General features: G+C 61.0%; 20 protein-coding genes and 1 tRNA gene. 7 read left to right on the top strand and 14 right to left on the bottom strand.

Annotation, left to right across the window (positions count from 1 at the left end):
* Positions 1-14: 14 nt before the first annotated feature.
* The 4 genes from DMB37_RS40755 to DMB37_RS41030 all read right to left on the bottom strand — a co-directional run bounded on the left by DMB37_RS40755 (position 15) and on the right by DMB37_RS41030 (position 3,765).
* A complete protein-coding gene (locus DMB37_RS40755; protein WP_167768993.1) occupies positions 15-929 on the bottom strand; it encodes a hypothetical protein in 915 nt (304 codons plus the stop codon).
* Positions 926-2,191 (bottom strand): phage portal protein, encoded by a 1,266-nt coding sequence (locus DMB37_RS30820; RefSeq protein WP_167768992.1) that lies wholly within the window; start codon positions 2,189-2,191, stop codon positions 926-928. Before DMB37_RS30820 ends, DMB37_RS40755 begins: the two co-directional genes overlap by 4 nt.
* Positions 2,188-3,408 (bottom strand): hypothetical protein, encoded by a 1,221-nt coding sequence (locus DMB37_RS30815; protein WP_206055044.1) that lies wholly within the window; start codon positions 3,406-3,408, stop codon positions 2,188-2,190. The genes DMB37_RS30820 and DMB37_RS30815 overlap by 4 nt, the downstream gene beginning before the upstream one ends.
* A gap of 129 nt (positions 3,409-3,537) precedes the next feature.
* Entirely contained in the window at positions 3,538-3,765 is a 228-nt protein-coding gene (locus DMB37_RS41030) for a hypothetical protein (RefSeq protein WP_206055043.1), read from the bottom strand.
* 239 nt (positions 3,766-4,004) lie between these two features.
* Here DMB37_RS41030 and DMB37_RS30810 point away from each other — a divergent pair, with 239 nt between their 5' ends.
* Complete coding sequence (locus DMB37_RS30810) at positions 4,005-4,871, top strand: pentapeptide repeat-containing protein (RefSeq protein ID WP_135235671.1); 867 nt, start codon at positions 4,005-4,007, stop codon at positions 4,869-4,871.
* On the opposite strand, the gene DMB37_RS30805 is transcribed toward DMB37_RS30810, so the two are convergent.
* Positions 4,868-5,200: a hypothetical protein gene (locus DMB37_RS30805; protein WP_206055042.1), complete on the bottom strand. Its 333-nt coding sequence runs from the start codon at positions 5,198-5,200 to the stop codon at positions 4,868-4,870. The genes DMB37_RS30810 and DMB37_RS30805 overlap by 4 nt on opposite strands.
* Positions 5,201-6,350: 1,150 nt before the next feature.
* Here DMB37_RS30805 and DMB37_RS30800 point away from each other — a divergent pair.
* Positions 6,351-6,773, top strand: a complete 423-nt coding sequence (locus DMB37_RS30800; protein WP_206055041.1) for a hypothetical protein — start codon at positions 6,351-6,353, stop codon at positions 6,771-6,773.
* Positions 6,774-6,937: 164 nt separating this feature from the next.
* On the opposite strand, the gene DMB37_RS30795 is transcribed toward DMB37_RS30800, so the two are convergent.
* The 7 genes from DMB37_RS30795 to DMB37_RS30770 form a co-directional block, all read right to left on the bottom strand.
* Positions 6,938-7,162, bottom strand: coding sequence for an HNH endonuclease (locus tag DMB37_RS30795; protein ID WP_240771728.1), 225 nt, complete (start codon positions 7,160-7,162; stop codon positions 6,938-6,940).
* Complete coding sequence (locus DMB37_RS40750) at positions 7,125-7,583, bottom strand: hypothetical protein (protein ID WP_167768656.1); 459 nt, start codon at positions 7,581-7,583, stop codon at positions 7,125-7,127. Before DMB37_RS40750 ends, DMB37_RS30795 begins: the two co-directional genes overlap by 38 nt.
* A 202-nt stretch (positions 7,584-7,785) precedes the next feature.
* A complete protein-coding gene (locus DMB37_RS30790; protein WP_167768991.1) occupies positions 7,786-8,520 on the bottom strand; it encodes an alpha/beta hydrolase in 735 nt (244 codons plus the stop codon).
* Between the two features lie 68 nt (positions 8,521-8,588).
* Positions 8,589-8,661: transfer RNA gene (locus tag DMB37_RS30785), tRNA-Lys, on the bottom strand.
* 542 nt (positions 8,662-9,203) lie between these two features.
* Entirely contained in the window at positions 9,204-9,761 is a 558-nt protein-coding gene (locus DMB37_RS30780; protein WP_135235668.1) for a hypothetical protein, read from the bottom strand.
* A gap of 11 nt (positions 9,762-9,772) precedes the next feature.
* Positions 9,773-10,123 carry a hypothetical protein gene (locus tag DMB37_RS30775; protein WP_135235667.1) on the bottom strand — a complete coding sequence of 117 codons (351 nt, stop codon included), beginning with the start codon at positions 10,121-10,123 and terminating at the stop codon, positions 9,773-9,775.
* A 40-nt stretch (positions 10,124-10,163) separates the two neighbouring features.
* Positions 10,164-10,547, bottom strand: coding sequence for a DUF1870 family protein (locus tag DMB37_RS30770; protein ID WP_135235666.1), 384 nt, complete (start codon positions 10,545-10,547; stop codon positions 10,164-10,166).
* 106 nt (positions 10,548-10,653) lie between these two features.
* On the opposite strand from DMB37_RS30770, the gene DMB37_RS30765 reads away from it, so the two are divergent.
* Both DMB37_RS30765 and DMB37_RS30760 read left to right on the top strand, forming a co-directional pair.
* Entirely contained in the window at positions 10,654-11,019 is a 366-nt protein-coding gene (locus DMB37_RS30765) for a hypothetical protein (RefSeq protein ID WP_135235665.1), read from the top strand.
* Positions 11,020-11,056: 37 nt separating this feature from the next.
* Complete coding sequence (locus DMB37_RS30760; RefSeq protein WP_167768990.1) at positions 11,057-11,578, top strand: DUF2637 domain-containing protein; 522 nt, start codon at positions 11,057-11,059, stop codon at positions 11,576-11,578.
* Positions 11,579-11,755: 177 nt separating this feature from the next.
* On the opposite strand, the gene DMB37_RS30755 is transcribed toward DMB37_RS30760, so the two are convergent.
* Together DMB37_RS30755 and DMB37_RS30750 are read right to left on the bottom strand one after the other, a co-directional pair.
* On the bottom strand, positions 11,756-11,968 hold the full coding sequence (locus DMB37_RS30755) for a DUF397 domain-containing protein (RefSeq protein WP_135235663.1): 213 nt from the start codon (positions 11,966-11,968) through the stop codon (positions 11,756-11,758).
* The gene (locus tag DMB37_RS30750) at positions 11,958-12,836 is read right to left on the bottom strand and encodes a helix-turn-helix transcriptional regulator (protein ID WP_135235662.1); all 879 of its coding nucleotides are present in this window, start codon (positions 12,834-12,836) and stop codon (positions 11,958-11,960) included. Before DMB37_RS30750 ends, DMB37_RS30755 begins: the two co-directional genes overlap by 11 nt.
* Positions 12,837-13,102: 266 nt before the next feature.
* Here DMB37_RS30750 and DMB37_RS30745 point away from each other — a divergent pair, with 266 nt between their 5' ends.
* The 3 genes from DMB37_RS30745 to DMB37_RS30735 all read left to right on the top strand — a co-directional run bounded on the left by DMB37_RS30745 (position 13,103) and on the right by DMB37_RS30735 (position 14,365).
* Entirely contained in the window at positions 13,103-13,573 is a 471-nt protein-coding gene (locus tag DMB37_RS30745) for a hypothetical protein (RefSeq protein ID WP_135235661.1), read from the top strand.
* Between the two features lie 205 nt (positions 13,574-13,778).
* A complete protein-coding gene (locus DMB37_RS30740; RefSeq protein ID WP_135235660.1) occupies positions 13,779-14,000 on the top strand; it encodes a hypothetical protein in 222 nt (73 codons plus the stop codon).
* A complete protein-coding gene (locus DMB37_RS30735; protein ID WP_135235659.1) occupies positions 13,997-14,365 on the top strand; it encodes a hypothetical protein in 369 nt (122 codons plus the stop codon). The genes DMB37_RS30740 and DMB37_RS30735 overlap by 4 nt, the downstream gene beginning before the upstream one ends.
* Positions 14,366-14,570 lie beyond the last annotated feature (205 nt).

The raw sequence follows: 14,570 nt of genomic DNA, 5'->3' as shown, positions 1-14,570 counted from the left end.
CCAGGGCCGAAAGGTCATGCAGCCGAACGCAAGTCGGCCACAAGTGCGTCTGATCGCGCAGCGAGCAGACGACGAACAGCATTGATGCCGTTGGTATTTCGGTGTGTCTTGGTCGCTTCCCGATACAGCGCGTCCAAGCGTCGGGCGTCTTTCCAGCCCGGCCAGGTGTCGCGGTCGAAAACCGCCACCGCTATGCAGTCACAACCGGTGTGGTACTCCTCGCCTGTGGCGCCCTCGATGGCCGCTTCACGAGAGCTGTAGACCGCGCCGCGGCTAGCCAAGACGACACAGAACGCGCAGTTGTCGCGCCCGGTGAGCATCCGTGCCCACCCCTGCGCGCCGTCCTCGTCTTCGTCCTCGTCGGCCTGGTCCTCGTCGTCGTCCTCAGCCTCGTTGTCGCGGGCCTCGTCCTCGTAGTCGTCCTGGTCCTCGTCGGCCTCGTACTCATCGGCGGTGTCATCAGCGCGTTTGTCGGCCGGCTCGTCTCGAACCAGTTGCAGCCGTGCAGGGTTGTCGGCCGGCGAAGCGCCCGCGTTGAACAGCTCTGCCGAGTCCCGCGGAACCGCTCGCGCGGCGTGTTCGGCGTGTTTGACAACCGTTGCAACCAAGGCGCTTTCGGGTTCATGCGGGTAGTTCTGCAAGACGTTGACAATCGCGCGATCGGTGTATGCCGGCTCGTAGGGCCGAATCTCCGGAATGATCGCGGCGCCCCGTCTACCTTGTGCTGCGCGCTGGGTACTCAGGAACTCCACCGCAGCCTCATACGACTGCCGGCGCGCCTCAACGATGTGCGGCGTGAGCAGATCGACCAGCGTTGCCCGTGCTTGCGGTGTCGGGTCCGCCAGGAACAACCGGACCAACGGACGCACCGCTAACCCCAGCGCCACCATGATTGCGTCCAACGCCAGCCGATAGGCACCCGGCGTCATAGGCCAACCGCCGAAAGGGTTGGGTCCATGCGCAATTCAGCGGCACGGCGCCGTTGCTCGGCCGAGAACCCCATCATTTCCAGGGCCATGTCCACCGGCAGAATGCCGGCCTGTACGAGCTTGGTTGCGGCATCGGCCTTGGACGCGAGCGTTGGGGTTGCCGGGTCACGCCACACCGTTTCCAGCCGTTCACCGCCCGATACGCCGGCCAGCCGCATAGCAACCCTCATCGTGCGTTCCCAACTCGCACCGAAGGCCCGCTGTTTGCGTTCGGCCCGCTTGATGAGCCGCGCCTCAGATGCGGTGATCGCTTCGGCACTTGGCGGGTTGTCTGTGGTCAGCCCAAGGAACGCGGCCGGCAGGCCCGACAGCGAAGACACCAGGCGCGCATAGAGGTTGACCACCTCCACGAAATTTCTGAGGTCCGCGCCGGCGAACTGGCCGGCCTTGGCGTTCGGGTTGGATATCGCCAGGACATGACCGATATAGGCTTGCCAGCGCGGGACGATATTGCCGTCCCGGTCTACGAAGTCCGTCCCGCTTGCGCCCATCACCCATTTGCCGGGAATCGACACCAACTCTTGCGAGATTTGCAGGTTGGTCAGCGTTCGTGAGCACGCATCGGTCAAAACCATGGCATCGGTCATCTCGGATTCACCCTCGCGAGCGTCGATCAACCCGCGATTGACGAACGGCGTAACGGGCACCATGCCTAGCCTGTGGTTCACGGTCTTGTGACGCAGCCAGCCGCCAGTACCCCGCTTGAAATACTCCGTGGTGTTCGGCGTGTAGTGCGCGCCGGCATCGACATCGTCAACATCGGTGTAGTGGCGCAGCGCCTCGAGAGGTTCCCCGGTGAGCGGGTCAAGGTGCATCGCCATGCCCTTAGCCGAATGCACCGTAATCGCAGGGTCATTGCCCGTAACCGGGTTACCTACGATGGAGAACGCGCGCCCCTGAATCAAGGTTTCCGTATGGAGCAACGAGGATTCGTTGTCCATGTCGCGGGCCTGCCACCACCCCCACAACCGCTGATCCGTCGTGTCGGAACCAGCAAGCCGGAACCCCTCAACGTCTAGCCGCTCCTCAAGGCTTTCGATGACCAGGCGCGGCCAGTTCACGACGATTTCCAACACCCGCACTTCGGGCGGAAGGGTCACGCCCAGCGCGGCCAGTCGCTTGCAGCCCTGGTGGTATGCCTTGAGCTTGTCGCGATCCTTGTTGAACTTGTAAACGTCTCGTATTAGCGTTTCGTAACTCACAGCACCAACACCTTTGTATCCCCGAGCATTCGACCCGATTCGATAACGCGGGCGCGTGCCATATCAGCGAGCAGCATTCCGGCGTAGCCATCGACCTTCCGCAACGATTCGCGGTGCTCTTTGCCGAACGAAACGCCATAGGCATTCAGCCGGCGCCGCGTATTGAGCACATGACGCCGAAAGACCAGATGCCCCGATTGTTTGACCACACCGTCAGCGATAGCCGCGACAAGACGTTCATTCGCGCGTGTGGACTCTTTCAGCCCGCCGCGCATGTCCCACCCAACCGCCGAATGCGGGGATGCCTTGACTACCACGTCATCTCGGAAGTCTTCCGACCACTTGTCGACGTAGGATTCCCACAAGGGCACATCGGCGAAGTAAGCGACCACCCGATAGGTCGACTTCGCCCACTGCACAACGTCATCGACTTCAAGCCTGTCGATCTCGTCCCGGAAGCCTTCGCCCTTCTCCCAGATGCGGATGGGCTCGAAATACCGATCCGACACCCGGCAGGCGATCAAAACCGTTGCGTCGTCAGACTTTCCGCCATCGAAACCTAGAGTGATCTCGTCACCAGGCTTCAACCGGTCATCTGTCTTGCACCCGTCCCACTCGGCCGGCGCAACCAACGCATCAGCCGCGGCCACAACCTGATTGAGGTAGAACCGCCGCGATTCCTCCGGAGTCGTTACCCCGTCTAGGATTTCCTGAACGAGTCGATCCACGTCCAACCAGAGCGAATCACCGCGCGCAGCAATGAGGCCCGCACGCAGCGAATCAGGGCACTTTAGGTCAACGTCCCCGGGCGCTTCGGTTGCGTCGTAGTAGACGCCGGTATCGACCGCCAATCCATCCCGAACACGTTGAAATGCTTCATAATCCGACTCACCTACCGACTCAAGCCCCGGCAAGTGCGCGTTCTGAATCGCCATCGACCGCGCGCTACCGTCACGACTCTTGCCCAGATTGCGACGGATCACCGCGGCCATCTGCACGCCGTTGTTCGTGCGTAACCATCCCTGCGTCTCGTTCAGCACAACGAAACTCGGCCGGCCACCCTCAAGAGCGAGCGGCGAACTGGTCACCGCTTCGATTCGGCCACCATCGAAGTAGATGATTTCCTTACCCGGGTCAACCTTGAACTTCGCCCGAGTGGCCTTGCTCAACATCGGCGCAAGCAACGTCATCGTGTTGCGCGTCTGGTCTTTCGACACCGCGGCAATCTGAATCCACGCCGCGGGGTGACGCTTGCCGATCGGGAATCCAAGTGGATGCCAACGATCGAATCGGCATGGTCCTAACGACTCGAACCACACGATTGCCGCGGTGAACGGGTCCTTACCTCAACCCCAGCCCTTCATCCGGCGCAATACTCCGCGCCGGTAGCGGAAACGTCCCGTGTCGTCAAGTTCGTACCAACGCAACAAGATTCGTAGTTGTTCGCGTGTCAGCTCGAAGGGTTGGCCGGCATTCGGTCCGTCCGGCTGTAGCAGATTCTCGGTCATCCATTGCGCCGCAATCCAGCCGAGTGTCCGGTTTTCAGCCGGTACGTAGTCGTCAATCGTGCGCACTGCCGCTAGAGGGCTAGTCAAATCATCACCCCCTTTGCAGTCAGATCACATGAAACCCCCACGGCATCAGCCGTTTAGAGGACGATGGAGTCGTGCCCACCCCTCCTCAACCACCAGCGCCGCGCCGTAGACTGTCCCGGGTCACTGGATTGCGCCGCCCAACCCCAGAGCCAAGTCCGGAACCTGCGCCCCAGCCAGAGCCGCCCACCATTCGCCGGATTGGACGAGCAATCCACGCCATGCTGGTTTGGGATGGCTGGCTCAAGCTCGGAGCTGTAGTTGCAGCAGCTGGCGTCCTAGGCGGGTTGTGGTTCACCGCTGGGACTCTTGTAGTCACCAACAAGCAATACGGGATCACGGAAAGAACCGAAGTAACTAACCGTTTCGCACAAGCAATAACGCAGCTAGGAAACGAATCGGTTGATGTGCGATTGGGAGCCATTTATCAACTTGAACGCCTTACGATCGACTCTCCACGAGACAGGCAGGTCATATTTGAAACGATCAGCGCCTATATCCGCACCCATGCTCAACGACGGCCGGAATGCCGCCCCGACGATCAGAGCGAAGCTCGCCTTAAGAAGCCGCCTGAAGATGTGCAGTCCGCACTAACTGTGATCGGGCGCCGCAGCAAGGACAGCCTCGATAACATTGACCTCTCCAGAACATGTCTCGTCGGCGCCAAACTCATAGGCGCTAACCTCGACGGTCTAGTGGTCCGTGATGCCGATCTTAGTTACGCTGACCTGAGGGGCGCGTTCATGTATCGCTCAGAAATTTCGCGATCATCCTTGGATGGCGTAGTGTTTGGGAATGCCAATTTGCGTGCTGCCAGGATAACCAACAGTAGCATGGTACGCACGGTATTCACCAAGGCGGATCTGACTTACGCTTTTATTGACCGCGTTGATCTCAATGGGTCAGCTTTCGCGGACACGATCTTTCTTGGTGCCTCGATATTCAACTGTACACAACTGGCCGGTGCCCGATTGGAGCGCAATGAACTATCTCGAATAATCTTCGGTGATGTCTTGTACGGACCTTCCACTACATGGCCGAAAGACTTTAAACCACCACCACTTGGGCCTGGCTGTGAATACAGCTAGTCCGTACCCGCCCTTCGGTATCGGTCCATAATGGCAATCTTTTCGTCGCGCTCCGACACATCCGGTTCGCCACGCTCCAATTCCATGCGTGCGCGTCGACGGTCACCCTCAGCGATCAACAGGCGCTCAAACGTGCTGTAGATGGTTTGCAGCATCTGAGCCGAGCGACGATCGGCACTTTTGTAGGCGGATAGGTCGTCCATCAGGCTGTAGGCCAGAGCCCAATCCGATGCTTCGTAGAACTCTGATTGACCGGAAAATGTCAGCGCGTCCCACAGCCGCACCGCAATCGGGTGCCAATCCGGGTCGGCCGCAGGAATCTCGGCCATATGGCCAGCCGCTCCCCTCGTTAGGTTGGTCTTGTTTCTGCGCCTGCGCTGATCAGAGCGCTTCGGTACCGGTCCGGGCATCGCAACCCCTTTCCGATGCGGCAGGACATGAACAGGACAACTACATGCCCCGGGGAACGGCCCGCAAGCAGGCAGCGTCGTAGAAGTTCATGAGCTACCGAATGCGGGACTACGTAAAGGCAATGGGCGGCAACCCAGACGACTTGCGCGCCCAGCTCAAGCAAGCACACGCGCGGTTCGTCCTGCGCCGGCACGCGATCAATCGGGGCTACCGTCCGCGGGTATTGCCCCGTGGTGCGCGCTGGCTATCCGACCGCGACGGGTAGCCCTGGCCGGCCGGCGACAAGGACTGCTCGACACACCATTGCGTGATATCGAGCTGTCCTTGTCCGTTGCCGGTCTCGACCGTGAACGACACCAGGCCCAGCCAAACCCCATCGCGCGTACATACCCACGCGTGCAGCCGGCCAGGGACAGAGCCGGCCAAGTTCAGGCCGCCAGCCCTGATGCGCATCGGCAACTTGTTCGCGCCGAATCGTGCTGGTTGCGTCGGTATCGCCCGCCCCAAGTCGACCAGCACGGGCCGCGGAGGTTCCACCACACGCCGTAACGAGGGCTCAAACTGCTGCGGCCATTTTTCGAACATACTTGCGAATGATAGACGGTTCCGCTATCCGGCCGTGGTGCGACCGCGCTACGCAAGGCCCCTCACGAGGCATACCCCCACTCCCTCGGTCGGCGCCCCGCGACCCTGGAACCCGTACAGGCCCTGGAATGCTAAACGGAACGCTGGATCTCCGGCCCGGGGTGGGGGGTCACCCCCGGGGCCACGACTCACCGCCGACACACCGAGTCATCGCATGTACTTCGTTTGCAGGACGGCTGTTCTGCTGCCTCGTACCTATCCTTGCGATGTGAGGGATAACTGGTTCGACACGCTAGCCCTAATCGTGGGCATCATTGGCGTCTTGTACTCGCTATCACGCCCGCTGATCCTCTGGGTTGCGAGTCACGTGAATCTGCAAGTCGACATGATCCACTCACACACGTTGCTCGATCCCGAGATACCTGGCGATGCCGAAAAGATCTTGAATAACGCCATCAGGGATGCCGACCGTAGGCGTGAGAAATGAGCCCACCCGCTCCTTCGAATGGAGCTGCCGCCAACGAGCCTGCATCCCCGCCACGGAGGAGACGCGCGAAACCCAACCGCGACAAGCTCAATGCCGGTATCGGCGGTGCAGGTGGCGGCACTGCACTGGTGTCGATTGCCCAGCATCTCGGCGGCGTCGACACCTGGCCCGGATTGATCTTGACGTACAGTTCACCAGCCGTTGCCGTCATCTTCGGCGCCGTCGTAGTTCAGCTCACCTTGTTCGCCGAATGGACATGGGAATGGACTACCGTCAGGCGCGCACGTAAGACGCTCCGAAAGCTGCTCAAAGACCCCAACACCTCGGAAGACCATAAGGCGCACATTCGGGCTCAGCTTGAGCGGCTGGACAAGGTCATTGCAAGGAATCACGTCGACCGTGTTGAAGGGATCAAATAGACCGGGTCACGGCATCCAGTACTGGCCCCACGTGTAACCACATTGGCAATGCCGGATCACGTCATACAGCGGTAGTACGAGAGTCGGTGTCGACCTGCTCATCTCTGGTCGACCGACTACACCGCAGGCAGGGCACTGACACCATTCGGTGAACAGGTCTGCGCTCATGCCTTGATCCGTCCCGGATGTTGTTCGCGTGGCCTGTTCTTGCTGGCCGGCTTCCGTCGACACTGGACGTTCCACCACTGGTTGCACGGGGCACATGCGGCCCGCAGGTTGCTCGGATCATCAGACCCACGCCGAGATACCGGGATGATGTGGTCTACGTCGGTAGCGGCGTCCAAGCACCCGTTAGCCCTGATCTGGCAGCGGTGTTGATCCCTCGCCATGATCGACAGGCGAAGCGATGCCGGCAGACGGGTTCGAGGTTGTCTCGTGTGCCAGTTGTGCGCCATCAACACCCCCGAACTTGACTTGATCTACGGCTTGCATCGCGGTGAATCCGCGCAGGATCAGCGCCACGATTTCGCGTGCATCGGCTAGTCCGCAATCTTCGGTGTGCAGGGCCGACACAATCTCCGTGATGCGGCCGGCCGGGTCTAACGCGTTGGTGTCGATGACTCGAACGCCCCTGGCGTACAGCGACTCTGCTACCCGTGTGGGTTCTGGGAATTCGAATCGAATCGGTGGCATGGCTCCTCGTGAGGGAACCTCGATTACTCGCAGCACACTCGCGAGTTGTTGCACTTCGGGTGTGACCTCAGGCTGAGCCGTCATCCGGGCGAAGTTCTGCGGGTCGATCTGCGTCACTGCACACGCTCCCATGCGAGACCGTGACCTAACCGGCGATATACGTTCCCACCGAAGTCGGTTACGTGCGTCTCGGCTTCCTCCTGTGTGTCGAACTCGTGCACAGGCGGGCTGGCGTCAGGATCTATTGCGGCCCATTGCTTTTGGCCTGTCTTACCGGTCATGGCAAGCCGTAGGGCATCTAGCCGCGGGTCGGTCAGTGTCACCGGGATGTCCTCACGAGTTCGTTGATGCTTGCCGCGATCCATTCGCACGGCGTCAGGGATGTACCGGGTATGTGCTCCCGGATGTAGGGGTCTATGTGGCGCCGCGGGTAGCGGCTGAGTTCTCGGCCGGCTTCACGGACGCGTCTCCACTCGTCCAGTGCGGACAGCGGGCGCCGTTGGACGTTCTGCCATGCCTGTTCCCTGATGGTGCGGTCGATGCTTGCCAGCCACGTGCCAAGGTCCGGACTCATGAATCGGGTGAAGTCGGCAACCGACCTCAGAATTGAGTCGGGCGGCGCTGAGGTGATCGGGTCATCCGATGCGGCGAAGTAGTGAATCATCAGGCCCGCTCGGAACACTTCGCCGGCCAGGCCGTAGCCGCCAGGGTCTACGTTGCCGATGTAGCGGCGCCGTGGTCGGTGCGGGTCCGAAATCAGGTATGTCCGTTCAACTTTCGAGTGATCAGCACAATGGCCCGCGATGACTGCGCCTTGCGAGTAGCCCACGAGATACACCGGGCCGGGCGCACGGTCGATAGCGCCCAAAGCGGTTGCCGTGCCGCGGATCAGCGAATCATGGTAGGAAATCGGCCACCCGTAGGCGCCGGGGTAGTCGACGCTCACCCGGTCGATACCGCGGTCTAGCTTGTCGGCTACCGCGGAGAGCAGACCCAGACCATCAGGACGGCTAGAACGCGAACCGGTGCCCTCGACCATCACAACGGTAGCCATCGCGCTTCCCCGCTCTACGTAGACCGCAAGAAGCCCCCAGCACGTTGCCGGGGGCATTTATCTGTTTGTAGGTGCACAGGGAATCGAACCCTGAACCCGACGATTAAAAGTCGCCTGCTCTGCCAGTTGAGCTATGCACCTGTTGTTTGAATGCCGGCCGCGACTACCACCGTGCCCCGCACCACCGTTGGCAGGGAGTCCGCCAGCTCTCAAGCTCCGTGAGCCTGAGCCATCCTTGTTCGGCCTTTGTGTTCGCCGATAATCACCGGTGTAGAGGGTCCGCATAGTCGATATTGTCTGCCTACGCAGGTGGTCACGTTCACGCCTCGTACGTGCGTGGTGATCCGTTCGTTGATTGCTGACTTATGCGGCCCTCTAAGGTCCCGGAACAGGCAAGGGGAAACCTGTTCGGGTTTCTCTCTTGCACTACTTACAGAATATCAATCCGCTTATGCAAACCGTGTGGCCTGCTGCTTTGCGGATTTCATAGTTGCCGCGGCATCGAGGGTCGCTGCGAGGTATTGCCGATTCTTGCCGTAGCCGCGGTGCGTAACGAGTCCCTGTGTGCGCCAGCGCGATAGCGTTGCTTGCCCTTTGCGTACTCGTTTGCGTGCGGCGTGTTCTCGCACCCACACGGGCCGTTCAGGGTGCAGGTAGTCCGGTTCGAACTGCTGCCACATCGGTTATGCCGCTTCCTGATCCACCAGCGGCCACCGCCGCAGATGCGCGCCGCGTACCACGGTCATCTCTTGCAGCATGTCCAGCACCCAGGGGAAGCCTTCGATGGCGGACAGTCTTGCGGAGGTCCATCGTGCGAGCAGCTGCACCGCGCGTGTGTCGGTCGACCGGAACCCGCGTACTTCCCCGCCGATGCGACGGACACCGACCGGGGCCGGGGCGCCGGCATGGCCGGCCCAGCGTGCCAGGGTGGCTAGTTCCCGGTCTGCTGCGTCGATCGCTGCCAACTCGCAGGGCGCCGCGGAATCGGTGGATGTGCGCTTGATTTCCTGCGGTTGTCCCGGTCCGGGACGAACGCAGGCACGTAGCCAGCGGACTACCTCCGGGGTCTGGTCGATCAGTTCGGCCAGCCAGCGTGAATGTCCTTCGCACAGAACCGAACTCGGATGATGTACGGGTACGTCATGGCGAGTGTCGGAGACTCGTTCACCGCCGATCGCTTCGACTCTGACTGACCCGATGAAATAGATTTCGCCGGGTGCGCGCAGGCGCGTGTGTGGCATCCCGCAGAGGTTCACGACTGGTCCCCCTTGCCGGTCGGTGCGTAGCCGGATTTTTCGAGTAGCAGCACGAGGACATGCCGCGGAATCACATCCAGAATCAGCGGGGGCTTACCCGGTAGGGACCTTTTCACGGTGAGTATGCCGACCTCTGCGCCCGCTTCGGTCATCTGCTCGGCAAGCTCATCGAGCCACTGCGTAAACCGATAGTCCTTGGTGTGCTTGCACTGTTGGATCACCCGCGGCGCAATGTGGTTGTCTCCCGCGTCTCGTTCGTATCCTGCGCGGGTTCCCTTCGGTCGGAATCCGTCTGCGTCCCATCTGGCACGCTCCGCACGCTCGAACCGTTTGCCCTTCTCCGCCATACGATTAGCCATACTCACCCACCCCATACGCGATACCGGTCTATGTCGTGTTCGGCGCCCAGTAGTCGAGCACCAAACCCGGAACCTCCGCGACTACTCGCGCGGTCCAATGTTGATGCCAGGTAGCTGGCCGGTCTGAATCTGGTTCGGCCTTGCGGTAGTCCGCGTTTGTTCGGTAGGTGTGCAGAACCTTCGGCGCGTCGGGCAGGGTGAGACGAATTATTGTCGCTTCGACAAGTTCTTGAGTTTCGTCCGACAGAGATTCTACGAATGCCATTGCGTCATTTGGTACGTCGCTCTTGCCCGATTCCCACCGGTCGAACGTATTGCCGTTTGCCCCCAGGGTTTCGGCTAGCCAGTCGCGCGGAAGCCCCAGCATTTTCCGTAGGGCTGTGAATCGCGCCGCGCGGGTGGTGTCCGACATGCCGATAACGGTAACACGCAAGGTTGACAGATTCCGGGGCGCCGTTTACGTTGCTCGCAACGGGACCAGCGTTTAGGCATAGTCCCCAGACCCTCAGGGGCAAGTAGTGAGTGATGCAGAAATCACCGTGTTGATTCGTGATGCTGCCGAAGTCTTGCGCGATGAGATGAGACGAACGTGCAGCCGGCTTGCGGATGAGATTCTTGATCGACCGGCCTTCGGGTCGCCTGAGTGGTTCGAGCAGTGGCACGCGCGAGATACACCGGAGGGCCGGCGCCGGCTGGCTGATGAGCACTTGACCAAGATGCGGATCTACACCGCCGCGGGAGTCGACTGCACTGGTGACGCGATCAACGCACAAGCAATGGGCGCATCCAACGATGAGATGGCCGAAGTGTGCGGACTCACTTCTGATGCCGTGATCGCTAAGTGGGGCAAGTTCTTCGGTTGCTTGGGGGCCGCAGGTGCCTAAGCTCAGCGCACACCAAATCGCCACGCGCGGAACAGCGTTGATCGCCATCGGCGCATTCGTCCTCGACTTCGCCGGCCTCACTGCCCTTGCCCAGGATTCGGGTTACCCGTGGTGGCTGGCATGGATCTGGCCGGCCATCATTGACGGCCTGATCATCGTGAGTAACCGCGCCGTCGTCGCGCTCGAAGGCCGCCCGGGTAGCGCCTATGCGTGGTGCCTGTTCGCACTCGGCGCAACCATCTCCATTGGCGCCAACGCGGTGCACGCCCTTCCCCACGGAATCGTTGCCGCGTTCGTCGCTGCTGCCCCGCCGCTCGTACTGCTTGCAGTTACCGAGTTGTCTGTACGACTCGCGAAGCACGTCCCCAACGAGGTTGCGCCGGAAGCCGATTCGACCGCGAAGGAAACGAACGTACGCACCCTTGCTCAGACCTCGACCGTTCAGGAGGTTGCAGCCAGTCTGCTGCTGAGCGGGTTGACGGCCAAGGAAGCGGCACAACAGATGGGCGTCCAGCCGCGGCAGGTCAACGCGTGGGCACAAGCCGCCCTTGCCGCATAGGTCCGGCCGGCAAGCGACAGGCCCCCGAGAGTCCGTCACGGACTCCGGGGGCCTTCGTTCGTTCTGCTAGCGTGGATGTCGCAAAGGTTGCACGTGCTTGCGTGTAGCTAGAGCGGATTACCCGAAAAGGCCCCGAGCTCAATACATCTGAGCCCGGGGCCTTCGCGTGCACGCTGTCTACGCCTCGCGGTTGAACTCTCCGCGGTTGGCGCAAGCCAGAAACGCAGCCCAATCCCCACGAGTGAAAACCAACGCCGGACCGCCCGGATTCTTGGAGTCACGTACCCCGACCCTGCCCCCATCAAGGAACGCGACCTCGACGCACTGAGAACCGCTCTCGCTGTAACTGCTGGTCTTCCAGCGCGCCCCGGTCAGGTCGTCATCGTTCACCCTCAAAACCCCTAGCTACCTGCCTGAGCAGATCTCGCGTACTCGTTTCATCCAGTGCCGTGCTTCGGATGGCCTCCGACAACTCATAGTAACGACGCACTTCATCTTGCTTCTCGGTGTACAGGTCGCTCGCAAGCCGTCCTTCGACGTACACGACAGGCGGTTCCTTGCTGCCTTCACCGAAGTCCAGGATCACGAACGGACCATGCAGGAAGCCCCACGTCATGCCAGCCGAGTAAGGATGGACGCGCAACGTGATGTTCGGCTCTGTGCTCATGTCTGCCATGTGCTTGAGTTGCGTCGCCATCACCCGCGGCCCGCCCATGCTGCGGTGCAACGCCGATTCGTGCAACAACACCTCGATTGCAAGCGGGTTCACCCTGCGCGTAACGATGACCTGCCGATTCAATCGGATGTCGACCCGCCGCTCGATGTCGTCAGAACTGTCGTAGCCCGGAAACGCGCTGAACGTAGCGCGGGCGTAGTCCGCCGTCTGTAGCAAGCCGGGCACTTGCTCTTGATACGTGGTCAGGGTGCGGGCTGAACGCTCCATGCCGACGTACATATTGAATGCGTTGGAGAACAACCCGCCAATCGACGTGACTTCCGGGTTGCTCGCGGCCTGCTCTGCAAGGCCGATAGCCGCTTTGGTCTCTTCATCGTCCACCCCGTACAACTCACAGAGGGCGCGTACGTCTTGCTTACGCAGCTTCTGAGGGCGCCCAGTCTCCAGCCGTTGCAGAGCCGCCGAACTCAGCTGAACAGCCTCAGCCGCGACAGCCATCGTCATACCGGTCTCGTCCCGTCGCTCTCGCAGGAACCGCCCCAGCTGGCGACGCAACAGGGTTGGAGATTCATTTTCCGGCATCAGTACCCCTCGTTCTGAATGTGGACACGCTCAATTCTGAATGAATCATCCCGCCAGCCTGAGTGTGGTGATGGGGTTTTGAGGAAGTTGGTTTGAATCTTCAAAATCTCCTGTTCGTCGCTAGTCCGGGGTGGTGTGCTGGACAAACGCGCCCGGTAGGGACATGGCGATCGAAGTTCACCCGTCTTCCACTGCTCGGTTCAGGCTGGACGGCTGTAGAGGGCCGGGCGCGTGCACACTAGCCAACTCATTGACCAGGGGGTCAGATGATTTCGCCTGATGCGGTTGCAGATGAAGAACTGGAAGTGTGTCACCACCTGCGAACCGTGTGTGACTTGCCGGTACATGTCAACCCTGCCGGCCGGATTGCGGTAACGATCGGTTCCGCGATGCGCGGCTTGACCACGCCGAAGGCACTCGGCGAAGACATACGGGCTGTGCTCAAGGACTGGGATCTACTCGGCCCGGTGATCTGGCATCGGTCCGAGCGGTACACCTTCCTTGCTCGCTATTCGCCGGATGTCGAAAGCAACGGTGCGTTCTGCCGCGCCCTGTTGCGCACCAACTCTCAGTTGATCCCGGTCGGTGGAGTAGTAGCCCTGCCGTCGTTCGATCTTGATGACCTTGACGACACCGATATCCGCAAGTGGGTGCACCCGCCGCGGGACATGTTCCGGCCGAGCACGCAGACCCTTCTAGAGGCCCTGCTTGAATGCGAACCGCGGGTGAAGCCATGACCGGTTTCGGAGAGCGGCGTCAACGAGTGTTAGCGAAGGCGGGGCGGGCCGGGTATGGGCTGGTGTGTCAGCACTTGCCGCCGTATGACTGGGAGCTGATCACCGCTGGCGAGCATCGACCGGTCACGTCGGGCACGCTGGAAGAACTCGACGCGTGGCTAGACCGCGTCAAGCCTTTCCTTGGCGCCGATACTCGGCGGGCGCGATGACTGATCGCAAGTCCCCGCACCCAGAGCAACCGGACGTACACCTAGCGGTCACCCTGCGCGGTGAACAGCTCGACTTCGCCGCCTGTCTGACCTCCGCACTGAACTTCGTCAGGGACCATCAGCAGCGCCACTACTTAGATGACGTGACCGTAATCCCCGGAGGCACAACGGGTTTGCGTCGCCTTCCGGGTGAAGAACTGTACGAGGAACTGCAATGAGCGTACCCACCTACCACGGTGTACCAACAGCGCTCGGCTACCTCCGCCAGGATGTATCCGGGGACGGCCAAGCGTGGGATGAAGCCGGAATGCGCAGTCTTGCAAAGCGATTCGGCTACACACTCACACACACAATCGTAGTCGCGGCAGACACACCGGAACCCATCGAGGCACTTGCCAGCACCGCACGAAGGACCGGGGTCGATTGCGTCATCGTTCCCAGCACAGAGCATTTCGACGGCGAAAAGGTACCGACCACCCTCACGCGCCTGGTCGATGTCATCACCGTCCGGCCCGTGCACACCTATGAGCGCTGGACGCTGAGTCCGTCCTGTTGCCACGACACCGATAAGGGGCCTGCGTGATGAAAACTGTTGTCGTCACCTGTCGACGTTGGAGCACAACGTTTAACGGGTACGTCGTTGGCGTAATCGCTCTGATAATCCTGCACCGCATATACCGCGAGAACGCAGCACAGTATCCGAAACCCTCGCGTCCCGCGTCTGCCAGCGCGGAAGACAGCGACAGCACAGACCGACCGACCTTCTGAGCGTTGAAATCGCTTGCCCT

This window comes from Nocardia sp. CS682, from assembly GCF_004634405.1.
Taxonomy (GTDB): domain Bacteria; phylum Actinomycetota; class Actinomycetes; order Mycobacteriales; family Mycobacteriaceae; genus Nocardia; species Nocardia ninae.
This window is presented reverse-complemented; position numbering and strand designations above follow the sequence as displayed.

Bases quoted from the DNA above. Each gene is read 5' to 3' on its own strand.
- DMB37_RS40755 (WP_167768993.1), bottom strand. From the start codon at position 929: ATGACGCCGGGTGCCTATCGGCTGGCGTTGGACGCAATCATGGTGGCG.
- DMB37_RS30810 (WP_135235671.1), top strand. From the start codon at position 4,005: ATGCTGGTTTGGGATGGCTGGCTCAAGCTCGGAGCTGTAGTTGCAGCA.
- DMB37_RS30805 (WP_206055042.1), bottom strand. From the start codon at position 5,200: ATGGCCGAGATTCCTGCGGCCGACCCGGATTGGCACCCGATTGCGGTG.
- DMB37_RS30800 (WP_206055041.1), top strand. From the start codon at position 6,351: ATGAGCCCACCCGCTCCTTCGAATGGAGCTGCCGCCAACGAGCCTGCA.
- DMB37_RS30795 (WP_240771728.1), bottom strand. From the start codon at position 7,162: ATGGCGAGGGATCAACACCGCTGCCAGATCAGGGCTAACGGGTGCTTG.
- DMB37_RS30790 (WP_167768991.1), bottom strand. From the start codon at position 8,520: ATGGCTACCGTTGTGATGGTCGAGGGCACCGGTTCGCGTTCTAGCCGT.
- DMB37_RS30780 (WP_135235668.1), bottom strand. From the start codon at position 9,761: ATGCCACACACGCGCCTGCGCGCACCCGGCGAAATCTATTTCATCGGG.
- DMB37_RS30775 (WP_135235667.1), bottom strand. From the start codon at position 10,123: ATGGCGGAGAAGGGCAAACGGTTCGAGCGTGCGGAGCGTGCCAGATGG.
- DMB37_RS30770 (WP_135235666.1), bottom strand. From the start codon at position 10,547: ATGTCGGACACCACCCGCGCGGCGCGATTCACAGCCCTACGGAAAATG.
- DMB37_RS30750 (WP_135235662.1), bottom strand. From the start codon at position 12,836: ATGCCGGAAAATGAATCTCCAACCCTGTTGCGTCGCCAGCTGGGGCGG.
- DMB37_RS30745 (WP_135235661.1), top strand. From the start codon at position 13,103: ATGATTTCGCCTGATGCGGTTGCAGATGAAGAACTGGAAGTGTGTCAC.
- DMB37_RS30740 (WP_135235660.1), top strand. From the start codon at position 13,779: ATGACTGATCGCAAGTCCCCGCACCCAGAGCAACCGGACGTACACCTA.
- DMB37_RS30735 (WP_135235659.1), top strand. From the start codon at position 13,997: ATGAGCGTACCCACCTACCACGGTGTACCAACAGCGCTCGGCTACCTC.